The organism is Streptomyces africanus (assembly GCF_002150735.1).
In the GTDB taxonomy this organism is placed as follows: Bacteria; Actinomycetota; Actinomycetes; order Streptomycetales; family Streptomycetaceae; genus Streptomyces; species Streptomyces africanus.
In genome coordinates this window covers 1-21521 of sequence record NZ_MUKA01000150.1, presented here as the reverse complement: position 1 = coordinate 21521, position 21521 = coordinate 1, and the positions used below count along the sequence as shown (strand labels likewise).

The 21521-nt window shown below is 68.9% G+C and carries 17 protein-coding genes and 2 pseudogenes; 11 read left to right on the top strand and 8 right to left on the bottom strand.

The genetic code is table 11. The features are described from left to right. Positions 1 to 91: 91 nt before the first annotated feature. The 6 genes from CCL05_RS19590 to CCL05_RS19565 all read right to left on the bottom strand — a co-directional run bounded on the left by CCL05_RS19590 (position 92) and on the right by CCL05_RS19565 (position 6790). On the bottom strand, positions 92 to 1201 hold the full coding sequence (locus CCL05_RS19590) for a sugar ABC transporter substrate-binding protein (protein ID WP_425275928.1): 1110 nt from the start codon (positions 1199 to 1201) through the stop codon (positions 92 to 94). Positions 1202 to 1481: 280 nt separating this feature from the next. After that, positions 1482 to 1934: a heat shock protein transcriptional repressor HspR gene (locus CCL05_RS19585; protein ID WP_031142455.1), complete on the bottom strand. Its 453-nt coding sequence runs from the start codon at positions 1932 to 1934 to the stop codon at positions 1482 to 1484. A gap of 5 nt (positions 1935 to 1939) precedes the next feature. Beyond that, on the bottom strand, positions 1940 to 3121 hold the full coding sequence (dnaJ, locus tag CCL05_RS19580) for a molecular chaperone DnaJ (RefSeq protein ID WP_086561790.1): 1182 nt from the start codon (positions 3119 to 3121) through the stop codon (positions 1940 to 1942). 36 nt (positions 3122 to 3157) lie between these two features. Continuing rightward, positions 3158 to 3817 (bottom strand): nucleotide exchange factor GrpE, encoded by a 660-nt coding sequence (grpE, locus tag CCL05_RS19575; protein ID WP_086561789.1) that lies wholly within the window; start codon positions 3815 to 3817, stop codon positions 3158 to 3160. Further along, positions 3814 to 5676, bottom strand: a complete 1863-nt coding sequence (dnaK, locus tag CCL05_RS19570; RefSeq protein WP_020269600.1) for a molecular chaperone DnaK — start codon at positions 5674 to 5676, stop codon at positions 3814 to 3816. The genes grpE and dnaK overlap by 4 nt, the downstream gene beginning before the upstream one ends. 94 nt (positions 5677 to 5770) lie before the next feature. Next, entirely contained in the window at positions 5771 to 6790 is a 1020-nt protein-coding gene (locus tag CCL05_RS19565; RefSeq protein ID WP_086561788.1) for an MraY family glycosyltransferase, read from the bottom strand. 241 nt (positions 6791 to 7031) lie between these two features. On the opposite strand from CCL05_RS19565, the gene CCL05_RS19560 reads away from it, so the two are divergent. The 4 genes from CCL05_RS19560 to CCL05_RS19535 all read left to right on the top strand — a co-directional run bounded on the left by CCL05_RS19560 (position 7032) and on the right by CCL05_RS19535 (position 13098). Then, positions 7032 to 9344 carry a (Fe-S)-binding protein gene (locus CCL05_RS19560; RefSeq protein ID WP_086561787.1) on the top strand — a complete coding sequence of 771 codons (2313 nt, stop codon included), beginning with the start codon at positions 7032 to 7034 and terminating at the stop codon, positions 9342 to 9344. Positions 9345 to 10311: 967 nt separating this feature from the next. Then, the gene (locus CCL05_RS19545) at positions 10312 to 11595 is read left to right on the top strand and encodes a helix-turn-helix domain-containing protein (protein ID WP_086561784.1); all 1284 of its coding nucleotides are present in this window, start codon (positions 10312 to 10314) and stop codon (positions 11593 to 11595) included. Continuing rightward, a complete protein-coding gene (locus tag CCL05_RS19540; RefSeq protein ID WP_086561783.1) occupies positions 11592 to 12155 on the top strand; it encodes a flavoprotein in 564 nt (187 codons plus the stop codon). The genes CCL05_RS19545 and CCL05_RS19540 overlap by 4 nt, the downstream gene beginning before the upstream one ends. Positions 12156 to 12420: 265 nt before the next feature. Beyond that, a complete protein-coding gene (locus CCL05_RS19535; RefSeq protein ID WP_341868271.1) occupies positions 12421 to 13098 on the top strand; it encodes an HAD family hydrolase in 678 nt (225 codons plus the stop codon). 70 nt (positions 13099 to 13168) lie between these two features. Here CCL05_RS19535 and CCL05_RS19530 read toward each other — a convergent pair. Together CCL05_RS19530 and CCL05_RS19525 are read right to left on the bottom strand one after the other, a co-directional pair. Continuing rightward, positions 13169 to 13540, bottom strand: a pseudogene (locus CCL05_RS19530) (transposase); the annotation flags it as partial. Between the two features lie 16 nt (positions 13541 to 13556). Beyond that, positions 13557 to 14576 carry a CPBP family intramembrane glutamic endopeptidase gene (locus tag CCL05_RS19525; RefSeq protein ID WP_244204327.1) on the bottom strand — a complete coding sequence of 340 codons (1020 nt, stop codon included), beginning with the start codon at positions 14574 to 14576 and terminating at the stop codon, positions 13557 to 13559. Positions 14577 to 14676: 100 nt separating this feature from the next. Here CCL05_RS19525 and CCL05_RS19520 point away from each other — a divergent pair, with 100 nt between their 5' ends. The 7 genes and pseudogenes from CCL05_RS19520 to CCL05_RS47290 form a co-directional block, all read left to right on the top strand. After that, positions 14677 to 15726, top strand: a complete 1050-nt coding sequence (locus CCL05_RS19520; RefSeq protein ID WP_086561780.1) for an NADP-dependent oxidoreductase — start codon at positions 14677 to 14679, stop codon at positions 15724 to 15726. A 46-nt stretch (positions 15727 to 15772) separates the two neighbouring features. After that, positions 15773 to 16165 (top strand): MerR family transcriptional regulator, encoded by a 393-nt coding sequence (locus CCL05_RS19515; RefSeq protein ID WP_086561779.1) that lies wholly within the window; start codon positions 15773 to 15775, stop codon positions 16163 to 16165. Between the two features lie 259 nt (positions 16166 to 16424). Beyond that, positions 16425 to 17915 (top strand): alpha/beta hydrolase, encoded by a 1491-nt coding sequence (locus CCL05_RS19510; protein ID WP_086561778.1) that lies wholly within the window; start codon positions 16425 to 16427, stop codon positions 17913 to 17915. A 407-nt stretch (positions 17916 to 18322) separates the two neighbouring features. Next, a complete protein-coding gene (locus tag CCL05_RS19505; protein ID WP_086561777.1) occupies positions 18323 to 19582 on the top strand; it encodes a nucleotide sugar dehydrogenase in 1260 nt (419 codons plus the stop codon). A gap of 60 nt (positions 19583 to 19642) precedes the next feature. Next, positions 19643 to 19816, top strand: a complete 174-nt coding sequence (locus tag CCL05_RS43995) for a peptidase (RefSeq protein WP_107400483.1) — start codon at positions 19643 to 19645, stop codon at positions 19814 to 19816. Positions 19817 to 19842: 26 nt separating this feature from the next. Continuing rightward, positions 19843 to 21147 carry a glycosyltransferase family 2 protein gene (locus CCL05_RS19500; RefSeq protein WP_086561776.1) on the top strand — a complete coding sequence of 435 codons (1305 nt, stop codon included), beginning with the start codon at positions 19843 to 19845 and terminating at the stop codon, positions 21145 to 21147. A gap of 13 nt (positions 21148 to 21160) precedes the next feature. Continuing rightward, positions 21161 to 21247, top strand: a pseudogene (locus CCL05_RS47290) (dihydrofolate reductase); the annotation flags it as partial. Between the last annotated feature and the right edge of the window lie 274 nt (positions 21248 to 21521).

Here is a 21521-nt window from a genome sequence, read left to right as displayed (position 1 = left end):
CGTCGTTCCGCAGCGCAACTATGCGCGGACGGGACCTGCTCCGCAACACGGCTCCCCGCACCGGCAGACAGCAGACGGCAGACGGATCGGGCTACTTCAGGCCGATCGCCTGGCAAGCCGCCTTGTACTTCGCCGTGCAGATGTCCGACAGCTTGTAGATGTCGTCCGCCACCACCGTGTCCTCGATGTTCTCCTTGGTGAGGGCGACCACCGGCACGAGCTGGGCGGGGATGCCCTTGTGGGTGGGGCTGTCGACCTTGTCGCGGGTGAGGGCGGCGAGCTGGATGTCGCGGCCCTGGACCCTGGCCACGGCCATCTCCGCCGCGTTCTCGGCCTCCTGCGGGTACGACTTGTACACGCTCATGTACTGGTCACCGGCGATGATCCGCTGCACCGCCGGGAGCTCCGCGTCCTGGCCGGTGATCGGCGGCAGGTCGATGACGCCCGCGTCCTGCAGCGCCTTGACGATGCCGCCCGCCATGCCGTCGTTGGCGGAGTACACCGCGGCGATGTCGTCCTTGCCGATCTTCCCGATCGCCTCGGTCATGTTGGCCTCGGCGTTCTCCGGCTTCCAGTCCTTGGTGTCGAAGGACTGGGCGATCGTCACCTTGCCGTTCAGCTCGGACATCGCACCGGCCTTGAACTGCTTGGCGTTCGGGTCCGTCGGCGAGCCGTTCATCATGACGATCTTGTCGGAGAGGCTCGCCTTCTCGCCGATCGCCTCCAGCAGGGTGCGCCCCTGGACCTCGCCGACCAGTTCGTTGTCGAAGGAGATGTACGCGTCGATCGGGCCCTCGGCCAGCCGGTCGTAGGCGATGACCGGGATGCCGGCGTCCTTGGCCTTCTGCACGCCGCCGGCGATGGCGTGCGAGTCGACGGCGTCCAGCAGGATCACGTCGACCCGGTCGTCGACCATCTGCTGCAGCTGGGCCGCCTGCGTGTCCGCGCTCGCCTCGGCGTTGGCGTACTCGACGCGGCCCCGGTCGTTGGTGAGGGACTCGACCTTCCTCTTGATGATGGGGTAGTCGAAGTTCTCGTACCGGGTGTTGGCCTTCTCCGGGAGCAGCAGGCCCACCGTGATGTCGTTGCCCTTGGTCGGGCTCGCCTCGTCGCTGCTCCCCGTCGCGTTGAGCACGCCGCAGCCGGCGAGCGAGACGGACATCGCGGCCGCGGCCACGGATATGGAGATACGACGACGCATGCGGGGGCTCACTTCACGTGTGATTCGGACGTGGGCACACTTTGTGGCCCATGTGACTGAAAAGCCAACGCGGGTGCGCCCCCCAGCGTCAAGCGGAACCACTTAACGAGATGGCAACACCACGCTCCGCAAGTGTTGTGAAGACTCTGCGGAATCATCTCCAAAGTCCTTGCACCATCCAGTCATCGACGGGGGACCGCGCGAAAACGTCCCAAGACATACGAAAGGGGCCGGGAGTCTCCTCCCGGCCCCTTTCGCGGGCGTACGCGCGTCAGTCGCGTCAGTCCGACTGCTGCTGCCGTTTCGGCCGCCACACCACCAGCGCGCTGGTCTGCTGGACCTCCTGGTACGGCACCAGGTCCCGGCGGTACGACGCGTGCACCGCCGCCTCGCGCTGGCGCATGGCCGCCGCCGCGCCGTCGAGCGCGTCCTCCAGCTCGGCGACCCGGGCCTGGAGCGCGGCGACCTGGTTCTCCAGTTCGATGATGCGCTTGATGCCCGCCAGGTTGATGCCCTCGTCCTGCGACAACTGCTGGACGGTACGCAGCAGTTCGATGTCCCGGGCCGAGTAGCGGCGGCCCCGTCCGGCGGTGCGGTCCGGGGACACCAGGCCCAGACGGTCGTACTGGCGCAGGGTCTGCGGGTGCAGGCCGGACAGCTGGGCCGCCACCGAGATGACGTAGACCGGGGTCTCCTCGGTCAGTTCATACGGGTTGCGTCGACGACCGTCCATCTGACTCATGCTCCCTTCGCGGCCTGGAACAGCTCCGCCCGCGGATCCTCACCCGCGGTCGCCTCGCGATACGCCTCGAGTGCGTCACGAGCATTCCCCGTCAGGTCCTTCGGAACACTCACCTCGACGGTGACCAGAAGGTCGCCCCGAGTGCCGTCCTTGCGGACCGCGCCCTTGCCCCGGGCGCGCATCGTACGGCCGTTCGGCGTGCCGGGAGGCAGCTTCAGCGTGACGGGCGGGCCGCCCAGCGTCGGCACCCGGACCTCGCCGCCGAGGGCCGCCTCGGCGAAGGTCACCGGGACGGTGACGGTGAGGTTGTCGTCCTTGCGGCCGAACACCGGGTGGGAGTCGACGTGCACGACCACGTACAGATCGCCCGCCGGGCCGCCGCGCTCACCCGGCGCTCCCTTGCCGCGCAGCCGGATCCGCTGGCCGTCGCTGACGCCCGCGGGGATGCGCACCTGCATGGTCCGCGAGGACTTGGCCCGGCCGCTGCCCTTGCAGACCTCGCAGGCGTTCTCCGCGATCAGGCCGCGGCCCTTGCAGTCCGGGCAGGGGTCGGTGAGGGAGAAACCGCCGCCGCTGCCCCGGGCGACCTGCCCGGTGCCGACGCAGGTCGGGCACACGCGCGGTGTGCCGTTCTTGTCGCCGGTGCCCGAACAGGCCTTGCAGGGCGACTGCGACGACATCCGCAGCGGGACGGTCGCGCCCTCGATCGCCTCGGTGAAGCTGAGCGTGACCTCGGACTCGATGTCCTGGCCGCGCCGGGGGTGCGTACGCGTCCCCGGCCCGCCCGCGCCGCCACGGTTGAACAGGCCCCCGAAGACGTCACCGAGTCCACCGCCGAAACCGCCGGCGCCCTGGCCGCCCTGGGCGCCTCCGAAGAGGTCGCCCAGGTCGAAGTTGAACGAGCCGCCGCCCGCGCCGGGCCCCGGGCGGAAGCCGCCGTTGCCGAAGAGGGCGCGTGCCTCGTCGTACTCCTTGCGCTTCTTGGGATCGCCGAGGATGTCGTTGGCCTCGGAGATCTCCTTGAAACGCTCCTCCGCCTTGACGTTGCCCTTGTTGGCGTCCGGGTGGTACTCGCGGGCGAGCTTCCGGTACGCCTTCTTGATCTCGGCCTCGGTGGCGTCCTTGGGGACGCCGAGGACCTTGTAGTAGTCCTTCTCGATGAAGTCCTTGGTGCTCATCCTCGACGCCCCTCCTTCCCTTCGTCCGCTATGACGTCAGCCCTCTTCCGGGCCACCGCTCTCCTTGTCGTCGGCTTCGGCGGTCTCGTCCGCCTTGACCGTCTGCGCCCCCGGCTGGGGCTCGGCCACGGCCACCCGCGCGGGGCGGATGGTGCGCTCGCCGATCCGGTACCCGGGCTGCAGAATCGCCACGCACGTCGTCTCGGTGACGTCCGGTGCGTAGCTGTGCATCAGGGCCTCGTGGATCGTCGGGTCGAAGGGCTCGCCCTCCTTGCCGAACTGCTGGAGGCCCATCTTGGCCGCCGTGCTCTCCAGCGACTCGGCGACGGACTTGAAGCCGCCGACCAGTTCGCCGTGTTCACGCGCGCGGCCGATGTCGTCGAGCACGGGCAGGAGCTCGGTCAGGAGGTTCGCGATGGCGATCTCCTTGACCGCGATCCGGTCACGCTCGACCCGGCGGCGGTAGTTCTGGAACTCGGCCTGGAGGCGCTGGAGGTCCGCCGTGCGCTCGCTGAGCGCCGTGCGGGCCTGGTCCAGCTGGGCCACCAGAGCCACGTCCTGGCCCGTGTCCCCGGCCGGGGCCGCCGCCTCCTCCGCGGAGGGGGAGTCGGCGGCCTTCGGCTCGGCGTCGTCGGAGGTGGCGCCGGAAGGGACGTCGGGCTGCTGCTCGTCGAAGCCCGGGGTCTCCTCCGTCACGCGGCACCGTCCTTCCGCTCGTCGTCCACGATCTCGGCGTCCACGACGTCGTCGTCGGCCTTGGCGTCACCGGCACCGGCACCCGCGCCGGCTCCGGCGGAGTCGCCGCCGGCGGCCTGCGCGGCGTTCGCGTCGGCGTACATGGCCTGGCCGAGCTTCTGCGAGACGGCCGCGACCTTCTCCGTGGCGGTGCGGATCTCGGCCGTGTCCTCGCCCTTGAGCTTCTCCTTCAGCTCGGCGACGGCTTCCTCGACCTCGGTCTTGATCTCGCCGGGGACCTTGTCCTCGTTGTCCTTGAGGAACTTCTCGGTCTGGTAGACGAGCTGCTCGCCCTGGTTGCGGGACTCGGCGGCCTCGCGGCGCTTGTGGTCCTCCTCCGCGTACTGCTCGGCCTCCTGGCGCATGCGGTCGACCTCGTCCTTCGGCAGCGAGGAGCCGCCGGTGACGGTCATCTTCTGCTCCTTGCCCGTGCCCAGGTCCTTCGCGGTCACGTGCATGATGCCGTTGGCGTCGATGTCGAAGGAGACCTCGATCTGCGGGACGCCGCGCGGCGCCGGGGGCAGACCGGTCAGCTCGAACATCCCGAGCTTCTTGTTGTACGCCGCGATCTCGCGCTCGCCCTGGTAGACCTGGATCTGCACGGACGGCTGGTTGTCCTCGGCCGTCGTGAAGATCTCGGACCGCTTGGTCGGGATCGTGGTGTTGCGCTCGATGAGCTTGGTCATGATGCCGCCCTTGGTCTCGATACCGAGGGACAGCGGGGTGACGTCGAGGAGCAGGACGTCCTTGACCTCGCCCTTGAGGACACCGGCCTGCAGGGCGGCGCCGATGGCGACGACCTCGTCCGGGTTGACGCCCTTGTTGGCGTCCTTGCCGCCGGTCAGCTCCTTGACGAGCTCGGCGACGGCGGGCATACGGGTGGAGCCGCCGACCAGGACGACGTGGTCGATCTCGCTGATGGAGATGCCGGCGTCCTTGATGACGTTGTGGAACGGCGTCTTGCAGCGCTCCAGGAGGTCCGCGGTCAGCTGCTGGAACTGGGCGCGGGTGAGCTTCTCGTCGAGGTGCAGGGGGCCCTCGGCGGAGGCGGTGATGTAGGGCAGGTTGATCGAGGTCTCGGTGGACGAGGACAGCTCGATCTTCGCCTTCTCGGCGGCCTCGCGCAGACGCTGCAGGGCCATCTTGTCCTTGCCCAGGTCCACGCCGTGGCCGGACTGGAACTGCTGGACCAGGTAGTCGACGATGCGCTGGTCCCAGTCGTCACCACCGAGGTGGTTGTCACCGTTGGTGGCCTTCACCTCGACGACGCCGTCGCCGATCTCCAGCAGCGAGACGTCGAACGTACCGCCACCGAGGTCGAAGACCAGGATGGTCTGGTCGTCCTTGTCGAGGCCGTACGCCAGAGCGGCCGCGGTGGGCTCGTTGACGATGCGCAGCACGTTCAGACCGGCGATCTCGCCGGCCTCCTTCGTGGCCTGGCGCTCGGAGTCGTTGAAGTACGCCGGGACGGTGATGACCGCGTCGGTCACCTTCTCGCCCAGGTAGGACTCGGCGTCCCGCTTCAGCTTCTGGAGCACGAAGGCGCTGATCTGCTGCGGGTTGAAGGGCTTCCCGTCCAGCTCGATCTTCCAGTCGGTGCCCATGTGCCGCTTGACCGAGCGAATGGTCCGGTCCACGTTGGTGACCGCCTGACGCTTGGCCACCTCTCCGACGAGCACCTCACCGTTCTTGGCGAAGGCGACGACGGACGGCGTGGTCCTGGCGCCCTCGGCGTTGGTGATGACGGTGGGCTCGCCGCCCTCCAGAACGCTGACGACGGAGTTAGTCGTGCCCAGGTCGATGCCGACCGCACGTGCCATGGTTGATTCCTCCAGCTGACTTGAGTGGAACGGACTCAAGTGTGCACGACGGCTCCCGACCGGTCAACAGAGCTGAGTCGAGCGGGCTCAACTCTTATCCGTTCCTTACACGCAATGGCGCTCTGACCTGCGACGATACAGTGCGTCGATCGGCGTACACAGGGACACGCGAAAGGGCGAACACGACCAGGAGAGCCCCTCCCGCCACCCACCACAGGGCGTCGCTCCCGATCCGGCCGGCGTGCGCGAGTACCCCGACGAGCACACCGGAGAACGCCCCGGCCCCCAGCAGGACGGTCGCCCCCGGCACGGTCAGCCCGAGCCGCCGCAGCCGGTGCGCGAGGTGGTCCGGCCCGCTGCGGACGACGGGCCGCCCGCCCAGCCGCCGCGACAGCAGGACGAGCACGGCATCGGCACCCGCCACGGCGGTCAGCGCGAACAGCACGCCCGCGCTCTCCCCGAGCCCCAGCCCGGCCCGGGTGTGCACGGCCCCCGCGGCCAGGACGAACCCGGCGGACATCGCCCCGCACGCCCCGAGCGCGGCCCGCGCGGGATGCCAGTTGTGCAGGAGGAACCCGGTCAGCGCGGCGGCCAGCACGCTCATCAGCACCGCGATCCCGTCCCTCACCTCCACGGCGGCACAGGCCGCCACCCCGAAGGCGGTCACCACCCCGACGGACCCCGCGAGCCCGTCGGCGTGATCGAGCCCCCGGAAGGCGAAGGTCACGCACACGACCCACCCGACGGCCAGCAGCCCGCCCCCGATCCCCATGTCGCCGTACGGCACGACACACGCCGCCGCCACGGTCGTACCGGCGACAAGCACCCGTCGCCGCAGCCGCCGCACGTCGTCGGCGAGGCCGAGCAGGGCGACCGCGCCGCCGGCCAGGAGCAGCCCCGCGGCCTCGGGCCCGAGCGTCACGGCCCCGGCCCGCTCCCCGCCCCACAGGACCGCCCCGGCCCCGAGCGCGACGGCCACACCGCCGCACAGCGGCACGTCCCGCCGGCGCCGCCGGTCGAACAGGCGCAGCCGCCGGGCGGGCACCCGCAGGACGGCCGTGAGCAGGGCGGTGAGGAGCAGGGCGGTGGCGGCGGCGACGATCCCGTAGAGCACGGATATAAGTTAGGCGTCACTATGACAATTCGGTACGAATAACACGACGGGATCGCGAGCCGCTTCGGGGTGTTTCCTGAGGCAACCCTCAGCGATTCAGATCACTGCCCACCCGGCTACAGTGCGGCGGAAGATAGGGGTAGTCTCAGACGGACTGCATAAGTTACCGCTTAGTAATCTCGGGGAACCCTGAAGAACGACCGGTTCCCCCGACAAACCCTCGCAGGCCCGAGGAGCCCCCATGCAACTCGCCGCGATCATCGTGTCGCTGGTCTTGACCGTGGTCGGCGTCGCGCTGCTCGCACGCGCGATCGGCCAGTTCGTCCGGTACTTCAAACTGGGCCAGCCCGTGCCCGCCGGCACCCGGACCGACAACCCCTACCAGCGCAGCGTGACGCTGGTGAAGGAGTTCCTCGGCCACACGCGCATGAACCGGTGGGGCATCGTCGGTGTCGCCCACTGGTTCGTGGCGATCGGCTTTCTGACGCTGCCGCCGACGATCATCACCGCGTACGGCCAGCTGTTCCAGGCCGACTGGACGCTGCCGGTGCTCGGCGGCTTCCTCCCGTACGAGCTCTACATCGAGTTCATCGCGGCGATGACCACCCTCGGCATCGCGACCCTGATGGTCATCCGCCTGCTGAACCTGCCGTCGCGGCCGGGCCGCAAGTCCCGCTTCGCCGGCTCGAAGATGGGCCAGGCGTACTTCGTCGAGTACGTCATCCTCACGATCGGCCTGGCCATCTACGTCCTGCGGGGCCTGGAGGGCGCGCTCCACCACGTGGAGGGATACGAGGCGGCGTACTTCGCCTCGTACCCGCTGGTCCTGGCCTTCAAGGGCCTGAGCGTGGCGGCGCTGCAGAACCTCGTCTACTTCTTCGCGATGATCAAGCTGGGCACGACCATGATCTGGATGATCACGGTCAGCCTGAACACCAACATGGGTGTCGCCTGGCACCGCTTCCTGGCGTTCCCGAACATCTGGTTCAAGCGCGAGGCGTCGGGCGGGACGGCTCTGGGCGCGCTCCAGCCCATGACGTCGGGCGGCGAGCCGATCGACTTCACCGACCCGGGCGAGGACGACGTCTTCGGCGTCTCCCAGGTCGAGCAGTTCTCCTGGAAGGGCCTGCTGGACTTCTCCACGTGCACCGAGTGCGGCCGCTGCCAGTCGCAGTGCCCGGCCTGGAACACGGGCAAGCCGCTCTCCCCCAAGCTGCTGATCATGTCGCTGCGCGACCACGCGCACGCCAAGGCGCCGTACCTGCTGGCCGGCGGCGGCAAGACGATGGAGGGCGAGGAGAAGGCGTCCGAGGAGCAGCTGGCCGGTGTGCCCGCCGCCGCTCTCGCGGAGGCCGAGCGCCCGCTGGTCGGAACTCTTGAAGACAACGGCGTCATCGACCCGGACGTCCTGTGGTCCTGCACCACCTGCGGTGCCTGCGTCGAGCAGTGCCCGGTGGACATCGAGCACGTCGACCACATCGTCGACATGCGCCGCTACCAGGTGATGATCGAGTCCGCGTTCCCGTCCGAGGCGGGCACGATGCTCAAGAACCTGGAGAAGAAGGGCAACCCCTGGGGCCTGGCGAAGAAGCAGCGCCTGGAGTGGCTCAAGGAGGTCGACTTCGAGGTCCCGGTCGTCGGCAAGGACATCGAGGACCTGTCCGAGGTCGAGTACCTGTACTGGGTCGGCTGCGCCGGCGCCCTGGAGGACCGCGCGAAGAAGACCACGAAGGCCTTCGCGGAGCTCCTGCACATCGCGGGCGTCAAGTTCGCCATCATGGGCGGCGACGAGAAGTGCACCGGTGACTCCGCCCGGCGTCTCGGCAACGAGCCCCTGTTCCAGGAGCTCGGCATGGAGAACGTCATGGCGCTGAACATGGCGTTCGGCGAGGAGATGGACGACGAGGGCAAGGTGACGCCCGAGTCGGCGAAGCCGAAGTCCGCGAAGAAGATCGTCGCGACCTGCCCGCACTGCCTCAACACGCTCGGCAACGAGTACCCGCAGCTCGGCGGCGACTACGAGGTCATCCACCACACGCAGCTGCTCCAGCACCTGGTGGACGAGGGCAAGCTCATCCCGGTGACCCCGGTCGAGGGCATCATCACGTACCACGACCCCTGCTACCTGGGCCGCCACAACAAGATCTACACGCCCCCGCGCGAGATCATCGCCAGCGTCCCCGGCATCCGCAACGAGGAGATGCACCGCCACAAGGAGCGGGGCTTCTGCTGTGGCGCGGGTGGTGCGCGGATGTGGATGGAAGAGCGCATCGGCAAGCGCATCAACAACGAGCGGGTGGATGAGGCGCTGTCCCTGAGCCCCGACATCGTGTCGACGGCGTGCCCCTTCTGCCTCGTGATGTTGACCGACTCCGTCAACGGCAAGAAGAACGACGGCAAGGCGAAGGAGTCCATCCAGGTGGTGGACGTCGCCCAGCTCCTGCTGGACTCGGTGAAGACGCCGGTCCCCGCGGAGGACGAGGACGACGACGGCGAGCCGCCGGCGGGCACGGCGGACTCGGAGAACGCGCCGGAGCCGGAGCCGGTGAAGTAGGCGGTTCCCGCCGGGTGTTCCCGACGCCCCCTGTCCCGGGTTTATCGGGCAGGGGGCGTCGGCGTTTCTGTATCCCCTATAGGGTCGCGGCGCTCATCGGCAGGACCGCTCCTGATTGCCGCATGGCCCCGTCCACCGGCTCTCGGCGATGCGTAGCGAATCGCGAAGGGCTTCGGTCAGGCGCTCGGCCAAAAAGCGGAGTTGAGCCTCGGTGGCGTTCGTCAGCATGTCCTCCGCGTGAGCGAGAAGGCGAGCGCCCATCTCGAGCTGGACCTCTTCTGCGATGTCTGCGAGGCGAGACACACGCCCACCGTCGCCGTCCGTGATCAGGAAGCACGGCTTGTCCTCTGGGCCCGTCCATGGCAAGAGACGAAGCCTGCGGCGTGGATGGGGGTTCTCGGGCTCTGCCGCATCGGCCCCCGTTGCCATCAGGCCACCTCCTCACTGTGGAGCCAGTAAGGCCCTGCTGCTGGCGACCGCGCGGCGAGCCAAGCCGGTTCATGACGCCGTTGCCACTGCTCGTGAGCGGCGAGGTAGGGACGCACGGCCACCGTGGAGGAGCCGTCGATACGCGTGTCCAGACCGTATGGACTGCGGTGAGCGGGGAGAGGGGCGGAGGCAGGGGACGCCGGAACGGCGTACGAAGGCAATGAATAGCTGGGCGTCCGGTGATGCCTGCCAGGGGGTGTGGCCATGAGGCCCACCCAGGCAATGAGGCGGCGAATAAAGTCACTCATGTCGTCAGCTCCATCGGGTTCAGCTGGTGACCACTCCCCCGGACGGCTCCACCCGTCGCGGGGGTTCTGTGGCAGGTGCGACGCTTCAAGCAACCACCAGGTCCCGGTGAACGGCGGGCTTGGGTGCAGCGGCAGCATCGGTTATGCAGAAGCTGCATCAGGCTGAATCGCCGCTGATCTACGCTCGTTTGAAGAGGCAGGATCGGCGACGGCGAGGGGGTCCGTGGCACATGGCCGAAGCACACGAGGCACCAAGGCGGATCGGCGAAGTGATCCGGCAGGCGAGGGTGTTACAGCGACGCTCGCAGAGGGACGTCGCCGCCGCACTCGGCTACCACCAGTCCAAAGTGAGCCGTTTGGAAAGCGGCAGGGGCACGGCTGACATGCGCGTCCTCCGGGCCATCGCCCATGAACTGGAGATCCCGCCCCACAAGTTGGGACTGGCGCCCGCGCCACCCTCACGTACCGCCGCTGCCGAGCCGGGAGGGTTGCAACGCCGTACATTCCTCGCCGCCGGCATCGCGGCACTGGGCGTGGCATCCTCGCCCGCCACTTCGCGTGATGCCCTCGTTCAGGCTCTGCTGCCTGGATCAACCCTCGCGACTGCCTCTGTTCCCCGGACTTCCTCGAACGTCGCTTCCCTGCGGAACCGCGTAGGCGCGGCCCGCCGGCTGTTCCACACCTGCGACTACGCCACGCTGGAGCGTGTCCTACCTGGATTGATCGCCGACCTCCGATGCGCATCCGACGACGGCACGGCCGACGCTCCAGTGCTGTCCGGTCTGCTCGCAACGGCCTATCAGACCGCTACGAGCCTCCTGCTCAAGCAGCACGACCAGGGCAGCGCCTGGCTCGCTGTCGGCCGGGCGATGGCCGAGGCCGAACGCTCGGGCGACCCGGTCGTCCTTGCCTCCAGTGTCCGCGTTCAAGCCCACGTCCTGGCCCGCGAGAAGCACACCGGTCAGGCCGTCTCCCTCGTCCGTCACACCGCCGGCCAGTTGTCGGGCTCGTACGATCGGCGCCCACCGAAGTACCTCGCGGCGGTGGGGCTGTTACTGCTCCGCGGAGTCACCGCATCGAGCAGCGGCGGCGACCGTTCCGCTACGGCGGAATTCCTCGCAGAGGCCAAGGAAGTCGCGCGATACGTCGCACTCGACCAGCCCGACGCATGGGCCAACTTCTGCCAGACCAACGTCGCCCTGCACGAGGTCAGCGCACTGGTGGCTCTCGGAGATGCAGGCATTGCTCTGCAGGCAGCCCGGCCCCTCACCATCCGCCCGATCCCCGTACCGGAACGCCGGGCGGCCCTGTGGGTGGAGACCGCTCGGGCCCACAGCCAGCTAGGACGCCTCGCCGATGGTTACCAGGCACTGCGCATGGCCGAGACGTGTGCGGTTCAGGACGTACGCCGCCCCGCCGTCCGCCACCTGGCAGCCGACATGGCCGCCCGTGACCACCGACGTACCCTGCCGGAACTGCACCGCTTCAGCCACCGACTGGGAGTCCCGGCGTGACCGAGTCAAACGTGCAGGGCAAGAAGCCCTTCCTGTACGTCGTCGTGTGCGCGGCCGGAGTCGCCGACGATGTCGGCAAGCTGATTACGCAGGCACAGGAACGGCACTGGGACGTGGGCGTCATCGCCACTCCGCAAGGCCTCGGTTTCCTGGATGCGGAGGCGATCCAATCCCAGACCGGCTATCCGATCCGCTCCGCCTGGCGCACGCCCGGCGAAGCCCGCCCCCTGCCCCCCGCCGACGCCATCGCGGTCGCCCCGGCAACCTTCAACACGATCAACAAGTGGGCCGCGGGCATCTCGGACACCCTGGCCCTGGGAATCCTCTGCGAGGCATACGGCATGGGCATCCCCACGGTCGTCCTCCCCTACCTGAACGCGGCCCAGGCGGCGCACCCCGCCTACCAACGGAGCCTGAAACGACTGCGCGAGATGGGCGTCCTGATCGGCTCCTACAAACCCCACCGCCCCAAGGCCGGCGGTGGCGCGGATCGATTCGGTTGGACGGAGGCCGTTGACCTCCTTGAGCCGGCGCTTAATCAGCACCGTCCTGATAGCTGAAGGCGTGGGTGTTCCCTGCCTGCTCTGGTGAGACCCGCTGGTTACGGCTCTTCGAGGTGCACGACTTCGGAGTAGTGATGGAGAGCCGCGTAGAGCACAGAGGCGCGATCGTAATCCAGAGTGGAAACGAACCGAATCTCAATCGAAAGAGAAAAAACTACTGAACCTGAATACGTGATGTCGGTCTGACCTGGGGTGCAGTTGCCAGTGTCCGGCCCGGAGGGGGTCGACCAGCGGGGCGTTTGCTCACCAGACTGGGCGGGTGATGACTCAATCAGCCTCTCCCGACAATCTCCGTGCTGTCCTGTTTGACTCAGGCGGCGTGCTGATGCAGCCGATCGGTGGCCGTTGGAACCCGCGAGCGGACTTCGAGCAGACCGTCCTCGCCCACGCACCGTCGATCACACCGGAACAGTTCGCGGCGGCTATCAGCGCGGGCGACCACTTCTTCGCGACCTCGTCATCGACGCCCGACTACGACGATTACCACCGGGTGATGCTCCACCACCTCGGCGTGGAACCGACCTCGCAACTCCTCGCTGACTTGCGCCGTGAAGTTCCTCCGGCCGTGTTTCTGGAGACGTACCCAGACGTCGAGGAGACCCTGGATGAGCTGAGCCGGCGGGGCGTGCGGATGGCCGTGGTGTCGGATGCCTGGCCCGGTCTGCCCGACCTCCACGCCGGACTCGGGATCAGCCGGTTCTTCGAGGCGTATGCAATCTCCGCCGTCCTCGGCTGCAACAAACCGGACCCGCGCATGTACCACCACGCCAGCGCCGCGCTGAACCTCGCTCCTGCGCAGTGTCTGTTCGTTGATGACGATCCGGACCTGGTCGCCGCGGCTATCCGACTCGGCTATGCAGGACGTGCGCTTTGCCGGGACTCGGCCGTCTCGGAGGTGCCTTCCATCACCTCCCTGACAGAACTCCTGGATTTCTTCTGACACATTCGGCACGGTCTTCCTGGGCGTGGTAGCAGCGCGACGACGGAGTTGCGAGCAGCCCCGGCCCGGGTCAGTCATAGAGGTCCAGACCGGTGCTGGTGAGGCAGCCGTCGATGACGCGGGGCCGGTACTGCAGCATCTTGAGCTTGCGCTCGACGGCCTGGGTGATCGGGCCCAGGTCGGCGGCGGCGAGGTTACCGAGGTCGCGCTTGACCAGGTACCACACGCCTTCCTGCGGGTTCAGGTCTGGCGCGTAGGTGGGCAGCTGGAAGACGGTGAGCCAGTCGGCGTTCCCGGCGATGAACTCACGTAGCGGTGCGGTCAGGTGGATGCGGACGTTGTCCCAGACCAGCACGATCGGCCCGCCAAGCTGGATACGGGTACGCACCAGCAGGTCGCGGAAGTCCCGCCAGCCGAAGCCCTTCGGTTGACCTTTGCATCCGTTCCGGCGAGGCGGGCTACTGCCATGGTGAAGGCGAGGCATCTCCAGCAGCGGACGTGGTCCTGGGCGTCGTAGCGCTCTGCGGTGGCAGGTGCGGTGCGGGCCATGAGGCGAACACGGCCACCGGCGATGAGAGCCGCTGAGGCCGGTGACGTCGGGCGAGCCACAGGACGAGTGCGGCGTAGATCAGGGTCGTTGCCATGTCCGTGAGGGCGAGTTGCCAGGATTCGTCGGCGGCGGTCTCGTCGGACGACAGTCCGTCGACGACCGCGGCGGCGATGCCGAAGGCCAGCAGGTTGTTCAGGACGTGCAGGGCGACGGCCGCCTCCAGGCCGCCGGTGCGGATGGTCAGCCACCCGGCGACCAGTCCGAAGACCAGCAGGCCGAGGAAGCCCCACATGGTGCCCCAGCCGTGGGCGGCGGCGAAGAGCACGGCCTGTGGGAGCACCGCGAACCACGGAGAACGGGCGAAAGCGCCGACCGCCTGCGTCAGCCAGCCCCGGAAGACGTACTCCTCCGCCGCCGCCTGCACCGGGACGAGGACGGCCAGCACGGCAAGCGCGCCGAGGAACGACCGCCAGCCCACCCACGCGCCGAACTCCCCCGAGTCGGCTCCGTCGTCGGGCAGGAAGGCGGCGGTCACCGCCAGCACGGCCACGGGGAGCACGGCGGCCAGCAGACACCGGGCCAGCCAGCGCCACCGCAGCCGCCCCTCGACCGAGGACAGGGTGCCGGGCGGTCGCCGCCCGGGCCACCACACGGCCAGCAGGATCAGGGGCAGGGCGACCGCTATGGACGTCAGGTCCAGGGCCGTGTTGGCGACCGGCCCGAAGTCATGGCCCCCGTCGGGCAGTTCACGCAGCCCGGCCGCCGCCCCGACGCCGTAGGAGAGGGCGAACAGCACGAGGGTGAGGACCACGTAGGCAGCGAGAAACAGCAGAGTGCCGAGCAGGGGCCGCCACCAGCGGTGACGGCCCGTGCAGTGGTCCATGCGGTGGTAGGCGAGGCCGGTGGGGTGGGGTAACGGCGCTGTCATGATCCCTACTATGCAGTGGATCACCCTGATCAGCACCGTAGTCGGGTGTGACAGAAGTGGGTTGACCTTCACGCATGGGTCAATGCCTAGCGTCAGCGGCATGCAGCCCTTCACGAAGAGCGCCACGCCGCCTGCCTTTTCCAGCCTTCCCAACTCGGGCCTGGAGGTCCGACTCGCCTCACGGCCCGTCGGGCTCCCCACCCTCGACCAGTTCGAGATCGTCGAGGCCCCGGTCCCGGCCCCGGCACCGGGCCAGGTACTGGTTCGCAACCTGTTCATGTCGCTCGATCCCGGCATGCTCATGTTGATCGCAGGCGGATCCCCGCTGCCGATGCCGCGCTACGCGGTGGGAGAGGTGATGTACGGGGACGCCATCGGCGAGGTGATCGCCTCAGCAGATCCGTCGCTGAGCGAGGGGGACCTGGTGGTGCATCGGCTCGGCTGGCGGGAGTACGCCGTGGCCGAGGCCAGCGCGTTCCGCCGCGTGGACAAGGCGGCCTACCCCAGCCCCTCCCTGCATCTGGGCTTCGGGCTCGTGGCCTACGTCGGGCTCATGGACGCGGCGAGGCTGCGGCCCGGCGACACCGTCTTCGTCTCCAGTGCGGCGGGAGCCACAGGGGGCATGGCTGGCCAAATAGCACGGCTCAAGGGGGCCGGGCGGGTCATCGGCAGCGCCGGCTCGGCGGACAAGGTCGCCCACCTGACCGGGAAGCTCGGGTTCGACGCGGCCTTCGACCACCACGACGGCCCGGTACTCGACCGGCTGCGCGAAGCGGCCCCGGACGGCATCGACGTCTACTTCGACAACGTGGGCGGCGAGCAACTGCGCGCCGCCATAGAGGTCATGAACGTGCACGGCCGCATCGCGGTCTGCGGAGCCCTCAACCGGCAGAGTACCGGCCGCCCCGACGAGGGCCCCGGTGACCTGCAGAGCGTCCTGGGCAAACGCCTGACGATCCGCGGCTTCACCCTGTGGGACCATCTCGACCGGGCCCGGGAGTTCGGCGAACAGTTCCGCGACTGGCTGCGCGAGGGATCCATCGTCTACGACGAAACGGTGATCGACGGGCTGACGAGCGCACCCCGGGCACTTCTCGATCTCGTCCACGGCAGGTACACCGGGAAGACTGTGGTCCGGCTCACGAGTTGACCGCAACGTACACGTCACATTGAGGACTGGGCCCGGAGGTAGCTACGTGTTGATCGGTGAACTGGCCGCGCAGACGGAAACCACGACCCGCGCCCTGCGCTACTACGAGGAACAGGGCTTGCTGGAGTCCGACCGGACGCCGGCGGGCTACCGCGTCTACAGCCCTGCCGCGGTGACCCGGGTCCGCAACGTCCGCGACCTGCTCGCCTCCGGATTCACCGTCGACAACGTCAAGTCCTTCGTGCGCTACCTCGACACCGATCTGCCCGAAGTCTTCGAGTACTCGCCGTCGTGCGCCGACGGCTACGGCGTCGGCGCACAACGGGTCGCCGAGCTGGAGGAGAAGATCGCGGCTCTGACGCGGATGCGCGACATCCTCGTCCACCGGATGCCCTGGTTGGCCCCGCCCCACGATGCCCCGCGGAAAGAGGCCGCCTGATCCGGCATCTCCCCGACCGCGCTCTCAAGGCCCTCGACCGGGCTTCGCCGATGGCCAAGAGGAGACCTGCCGGCGCCGACCGCGCGCCCTTTCGGAGAAGGCCACTGTTCCCTCCTCGCCGCCCCTGAGCGGTCCCCCATCCGCCCCGGAAATGCCCCTGACAGGGGCACCACATGGGCGGCGGCGCACCTAACGTGACGACAGTGCCCCGGCCGGGTCCGCACGCCTGACAGCACCGCTCTCTTCACGAGGAGGATCCATGTCGTTCAGGGGCAGATCCGCACTGCGGCGCAGCACCGCGCGGGGCACGGCCATGGCCGTGGGAGCCGCCATGGCCGTCTTCACCGGCCTGGCCGCCGCTCCCGCGGTGCACGCGTCGCCGACTGCCACCGAGGCCCTGCGGTGGGCATCGTGTGACGACCCGGCGAACCCGGGAGCCGAGTGCGCCGCTCTTCGGGTGCCGGTCGACTGGGCCCACCCGGACGGGCCGAAGACCGACCTGGCCGTGGCCCGCCGCAAGGCCACCGACCCCGGCGCACGCGTCGGCTCGATGGTGTTCGGCCCCGGCGGGCCGGGCGACTCGGGTGTGGAGAGGGTGGTGCGCGGTATCAGCCGGTTCAGCCCCGAGGTCCGCCGCAGGTTCGACATCGTCAGCTTCGACCCGCGCGGCGTGGGCGGCAGCAACCCGGTGACCTGCTCCGGCGACCTGCTTGCCGAGCGGCCGTCGCCGGAGCTGAAGAGCCAGGCGGACTTCGAGGCCACCATGGCGTACAACAGGCGGCTCCGGGCCGACTGCCGGGCCCGTACCGGGCCGGTGTTCGACCATCTCGACACCGCCCAGACGGTCCGGGACCTGGACGCGCTCCGGGCCGCCCTCGGTGAGCGGAAACTGACCTTCCACGGCAGCTCGTACGGCACGCTGCTCGGCGCGCAGTACGCCGAGACCTACCCGCGCCGGGTGCGCGCCATGGTGCTGGAGAGCGTCATGGACCACAGCGTCCCGACCACCCGTGACTTCCTGCGGTCCGAGGCGGCCACGGCGGAGGATTCCTTCCGGGAGTTCGTGAAGTGGTGCGACGGTGCCGCGGACTGCGCGCTGCACGGCCGCGACGTCCGCGCCGTCTGGCAGGGCCTGTTGGCCCGGGCCGGACGCGGCGAGCTGGCGGACCCGACGAAGCCGGGCAGCTCACTGTCGTCCTCGGACCTGGTCAACAGGATCGCGTTCCGGAAGTTCTACCAGGCCGACTACGCGGGCCTGGCCACGACGATCGCGGAGATGGACGCGAGCGAGCCGCTGCCCGCGTCGCCGGCCACGACAGCGCCGCTGCATCCGGCCACCCCGGTCTTCTGCTCGGACTGGCACCTGCCCGTGCGCGACTACCAGGAGTACGCCTCGCTCATCGCCATGATGAAGAGGACCGCGCCTGACCTGCCTTACCTGCTGCCGGTCCACATGACAGCGGCGTGTCTGGGCGCGCCGACCGCCAACCCGCAGCACCGCCTGGACGTCCACGGCGCCCCGCCGATCCTGGTGTCCAACGCGCTGCACGACCCGGCCACCGGCTACCCGTGGGCGGTCTCGGTGGCCCGTCAGCTCGGCCGCAGCGGCGTGCTCCTCACCTACGAGGGCCACGGGCACGGCAGCGTCACCAGCGGGCCGTGCATGGAGGACGCCGTGAACGGTTACCTCGTCGGCCTGGCAGTCCCACCACGGGGCACCAGCTGCCCCGCCGTGCCGTCGCCGTCCTGACAAAGGGGCGCACTTGGGGCGCTCGATATTCGCGATTGCACCTCCCAGTGTGCGCCCTTTGCCTTCGACGCACTCCGAAACGTGAAGATCACAAGCCCCCTCGCACCTCCTGCCAGGGCACTTGACTGTGCATCACCCCACAACACCCTCCAGCCCCACAACACTTCAGATATCGAAACAGTAAACAGGGTTCCGCTCAGCGAATTTTTGTTGAACCATGAAGGTCCACAAATGAGGGGGGTTTGTGAAGATCACTGGTTGCGTTTTGCGCACGCTCGGGCAGGGGGCCCTGGCAGACCGGTGACGCGGTGATGGTGCCGTTCCCACACCGCTTCTCACGCAGTACCACGCCACGGCCGCCTGCTTCAGGAACAGGCGGCCGTACTTCAGGGTTGAGGAAAACCACCATGCACGTATGTGTGCTGGGGCAGGGCTATGTCGGCCTGCCCCTGGCCGTGAGGGCCGCCGAGGTCGGGCACACCGTCACCGGCTACGAGCCCGACCGGGCGCGTTGCGCGGCACTGGCCGCCGGGTCGTCGTACGTCGAGGACATCGGCGACGACCGGCTTCAGGCGGTGCTCGGTTCGGATGCGTACTACGCGAGCTCCGACCCGCAGGACCTCAAGGGGTTCGACGTCGCGGTCATCACCGTGCCCACCCCGCTGACCGACCGCGCGCCCGACCTGAGCTGTGTCCGGGACGCCGGGCGCGTGCTCGCGGAGTACATCGAGCCGGGCGCCACCGTCGTCCTCGAGTCGACCACCCACCCCGGTACCACCCGTGACGTGCTCATCCCGCTGCTGGAGGAGGGTTCAGGCCTCGTCGCCGGGCGGGACTTCCACGTCGGGTTCAGTCCCGAGCGCATCGACCCGGGCAACGCCGACTGGCGGCTGGAGAACACGCCGAAGATCGTCGCCGGGCTGACCGAGGGCTGTCTGGCGCGGGTGAAGGAGTTCTACGACACCGTCACCGACGTCACCGTGCCCGCCTCCGGGCTCGAAGAGGCCGAGCTGGCCAAGGTGTTCGAGAACACCTACCGGCACGTCAACATCGCCCTGGTCAACGAGCTGTCGCGGATGGCTCACACGCTGGGCGTGGACGTGTGGCACACACTGGAGCTGGCCGCGACCAAGCCGTTCGGGTTCACCAGGTTCCTGCCCGGGCCCGGCGTCGGCGGTCACTGTCTGCCCATCGACCCGGTCTACCTCAGCCATCACGTCAAGGCACGGCACGGGCAGACGTTCCGGCTCATCGAGCTGGCCCAGGACATCAACGAGAGCCAGCCGGACTATGTGGTGCGCCGGCTCCAGGACGCCCTCAGCCGGCGCTTCCGGCGGAGCGTGCACGGGGCGCGCATTCTCGCGCTGGGGGCTGCCTACAAGCCGGATACCTCGGACGCCCGTCAGTCGCCGGCCGTCGAAGTCGCCGACCGGCTGCGGGCGATGGGGGCGGACGTCACCGTCGTGGACCCCTATCTGCCGGTGTCGGACGGCGGTCGCCGGGAGATTCCCTTCGGCGCAGGCACAGACACCGTCGGTGACTTCGACGCCGTCGTCCTGCTCACCCCGCACGGCGAGTTCGACCTCGCCCGGCTCGCCGCCGAGGCCGCCTACGTGCTCGACACCCGTGGCGTCATGGCCGCCGCACCCCACATCGAACGGCTCTAGAGAGCCCTGGAAACCCCGGAACCCCGGAACCCCGGAACCCCGGAAAGAAAGAGGAACAACATGTACGGACAGAACGGTGTGGGCGCCGCGATCGGGACCGCGACCGGCGGGGCCGCCCTGGCCGCCACCGGCGGAACCGGGCTCGGGTGGATCGTGCTGGGAGCCATGCTCCTCGTGATCGGCGGTGTCGCGGTGTTCCGCATGGCGACCCGCGGCAAGCGAGTGACCGCTTGAGCACCTTGCCGGGCGGCGCCTCACGCATGAGGTTCACGGTGGTGACGACCGTGGTGGTGGCGGCTCTGGCCGCCGCCACCGTGGTGGTGCACCTCCAGTCGAAGAGCCCGATCCTGACGTTCTACTGGTGGCTGGGCATGTCGGTGATCGTGCTCTGCCTGGTCTCGTTCCTCAAGGGCCGGACCTTCACCCACCTCCCGGTCGCTCCGGGCCGGACGGTGGCGATCATCCCGGCCTTCGAGGAGCCCTCGGAGAACCTGCACCGCACGGTGCGGTCGCTGCTGGCCCAGACGCATCCGGTCGACGAGATCCATGTCATCGACGACGGCTCCCGGCAGCACCCCGTCGAACCCTTCGACCACCCCCGGGTCTTCTGGCACCGGCAGGAGAACAAGGGCAAGCGCGGGGCACAGGTGACCGTGCTGCGGCACCTCCAGGCGCAGCACAAGCACTTCGAGTACGTCCTCACCATCGACTCCGACGGCGAGCCCTTCCCGGACGCGCTCGAACAGCAGCTGCGGGCCATGAGCAACCCGCGGATCCAGGCCACCACCGGCATGATCTACATCCGCAACTTCGAGGAGACCTGGGTCTCCCGGGCCGCGGACATCGACATCGGCACCTCCTGCGTGATGATGCGCTCCTCACGCTCGATGCTCGGAGCCCTGGAGACGACCTCGGGTGCGCTCGCCCTCTACCGGGCCGAGCTGCTCTACGACCACCTGGACGCCTACGAGGTGGAGTGCGGCACGGGCGACGACCGCTGGCTGGCCCTGCGGGCACTGATGCGCGGCGAGGTGGTGGCCGTCAACGAGGCCGGCGTCGTCACCGACATGCCGACGACGCTGCGGAAGACCTACCGGCAGCGGCTGCGCTGGGCCCGGTCGTGGTGGTGGATGCTGCCGTTCGTGTACGCGCGGCTGTCGCTGAAGCAGCTGATATCGCCGACCTTCGGGCTGCTCCAGCTCGTCATCACGCCGGTGATGCTGGCCTGGACCGTCGTCATGACGCTCCTGACCCTGGGCGGGCGGTACCACAACCCCGGCATCGCCCTGGTGTACCTCGCCGTGTACCTGGTCGTCCGGTTCGGCCAGTCCGGGCTGTACGTGCTCATGCGGCCGGACATGACGGCTCGCCAGCGGTGGCGCTCCTGGCTCGTCGGCACCCCGGCCGCCGTCTTCATGAACCTCGTGCTGCTCTGCCCCACCCGCTACTGGGCCCTGTTCAAGCTCCGCGACAACGCCTGGCAGTCGCGCGGTCTGACGGCGAAGACGGCGCTGCCGAAGGGTGGCCGACACCGTGCCGGTTCCAAGGACCCGCTGAACGCCTGACGTCACGCCCGACGCCCGGCCTCTGCTGGAGGACCCGCACGTCGTGATCCAGGGCGACCGGGTGCTGCACCTGCGCTACCGGGTCCGCAAGCAGCCGTGACCACGGGCTCCGGCTGCTCGACACCTCTCGAGAATTAACCGAACTCACGTACAACCCTTACGTCCCCACACAGGTCTCCTGATCGCCGACCACCCGTGAACGCCCGGACAACCCCCGGCGAACACGGACGGTCCGGCCCTCCATCGACTTGTGGATGTCCGCCAGGCATCCCCGCATGCAGCAGGAGACCTCGCATGCATCAGCACGAGCGCCCCGCCGGGCGCCCGCACGCGCACGCGCACCCGCCCGGGTACCCGCACGCGCACCCGTTCCG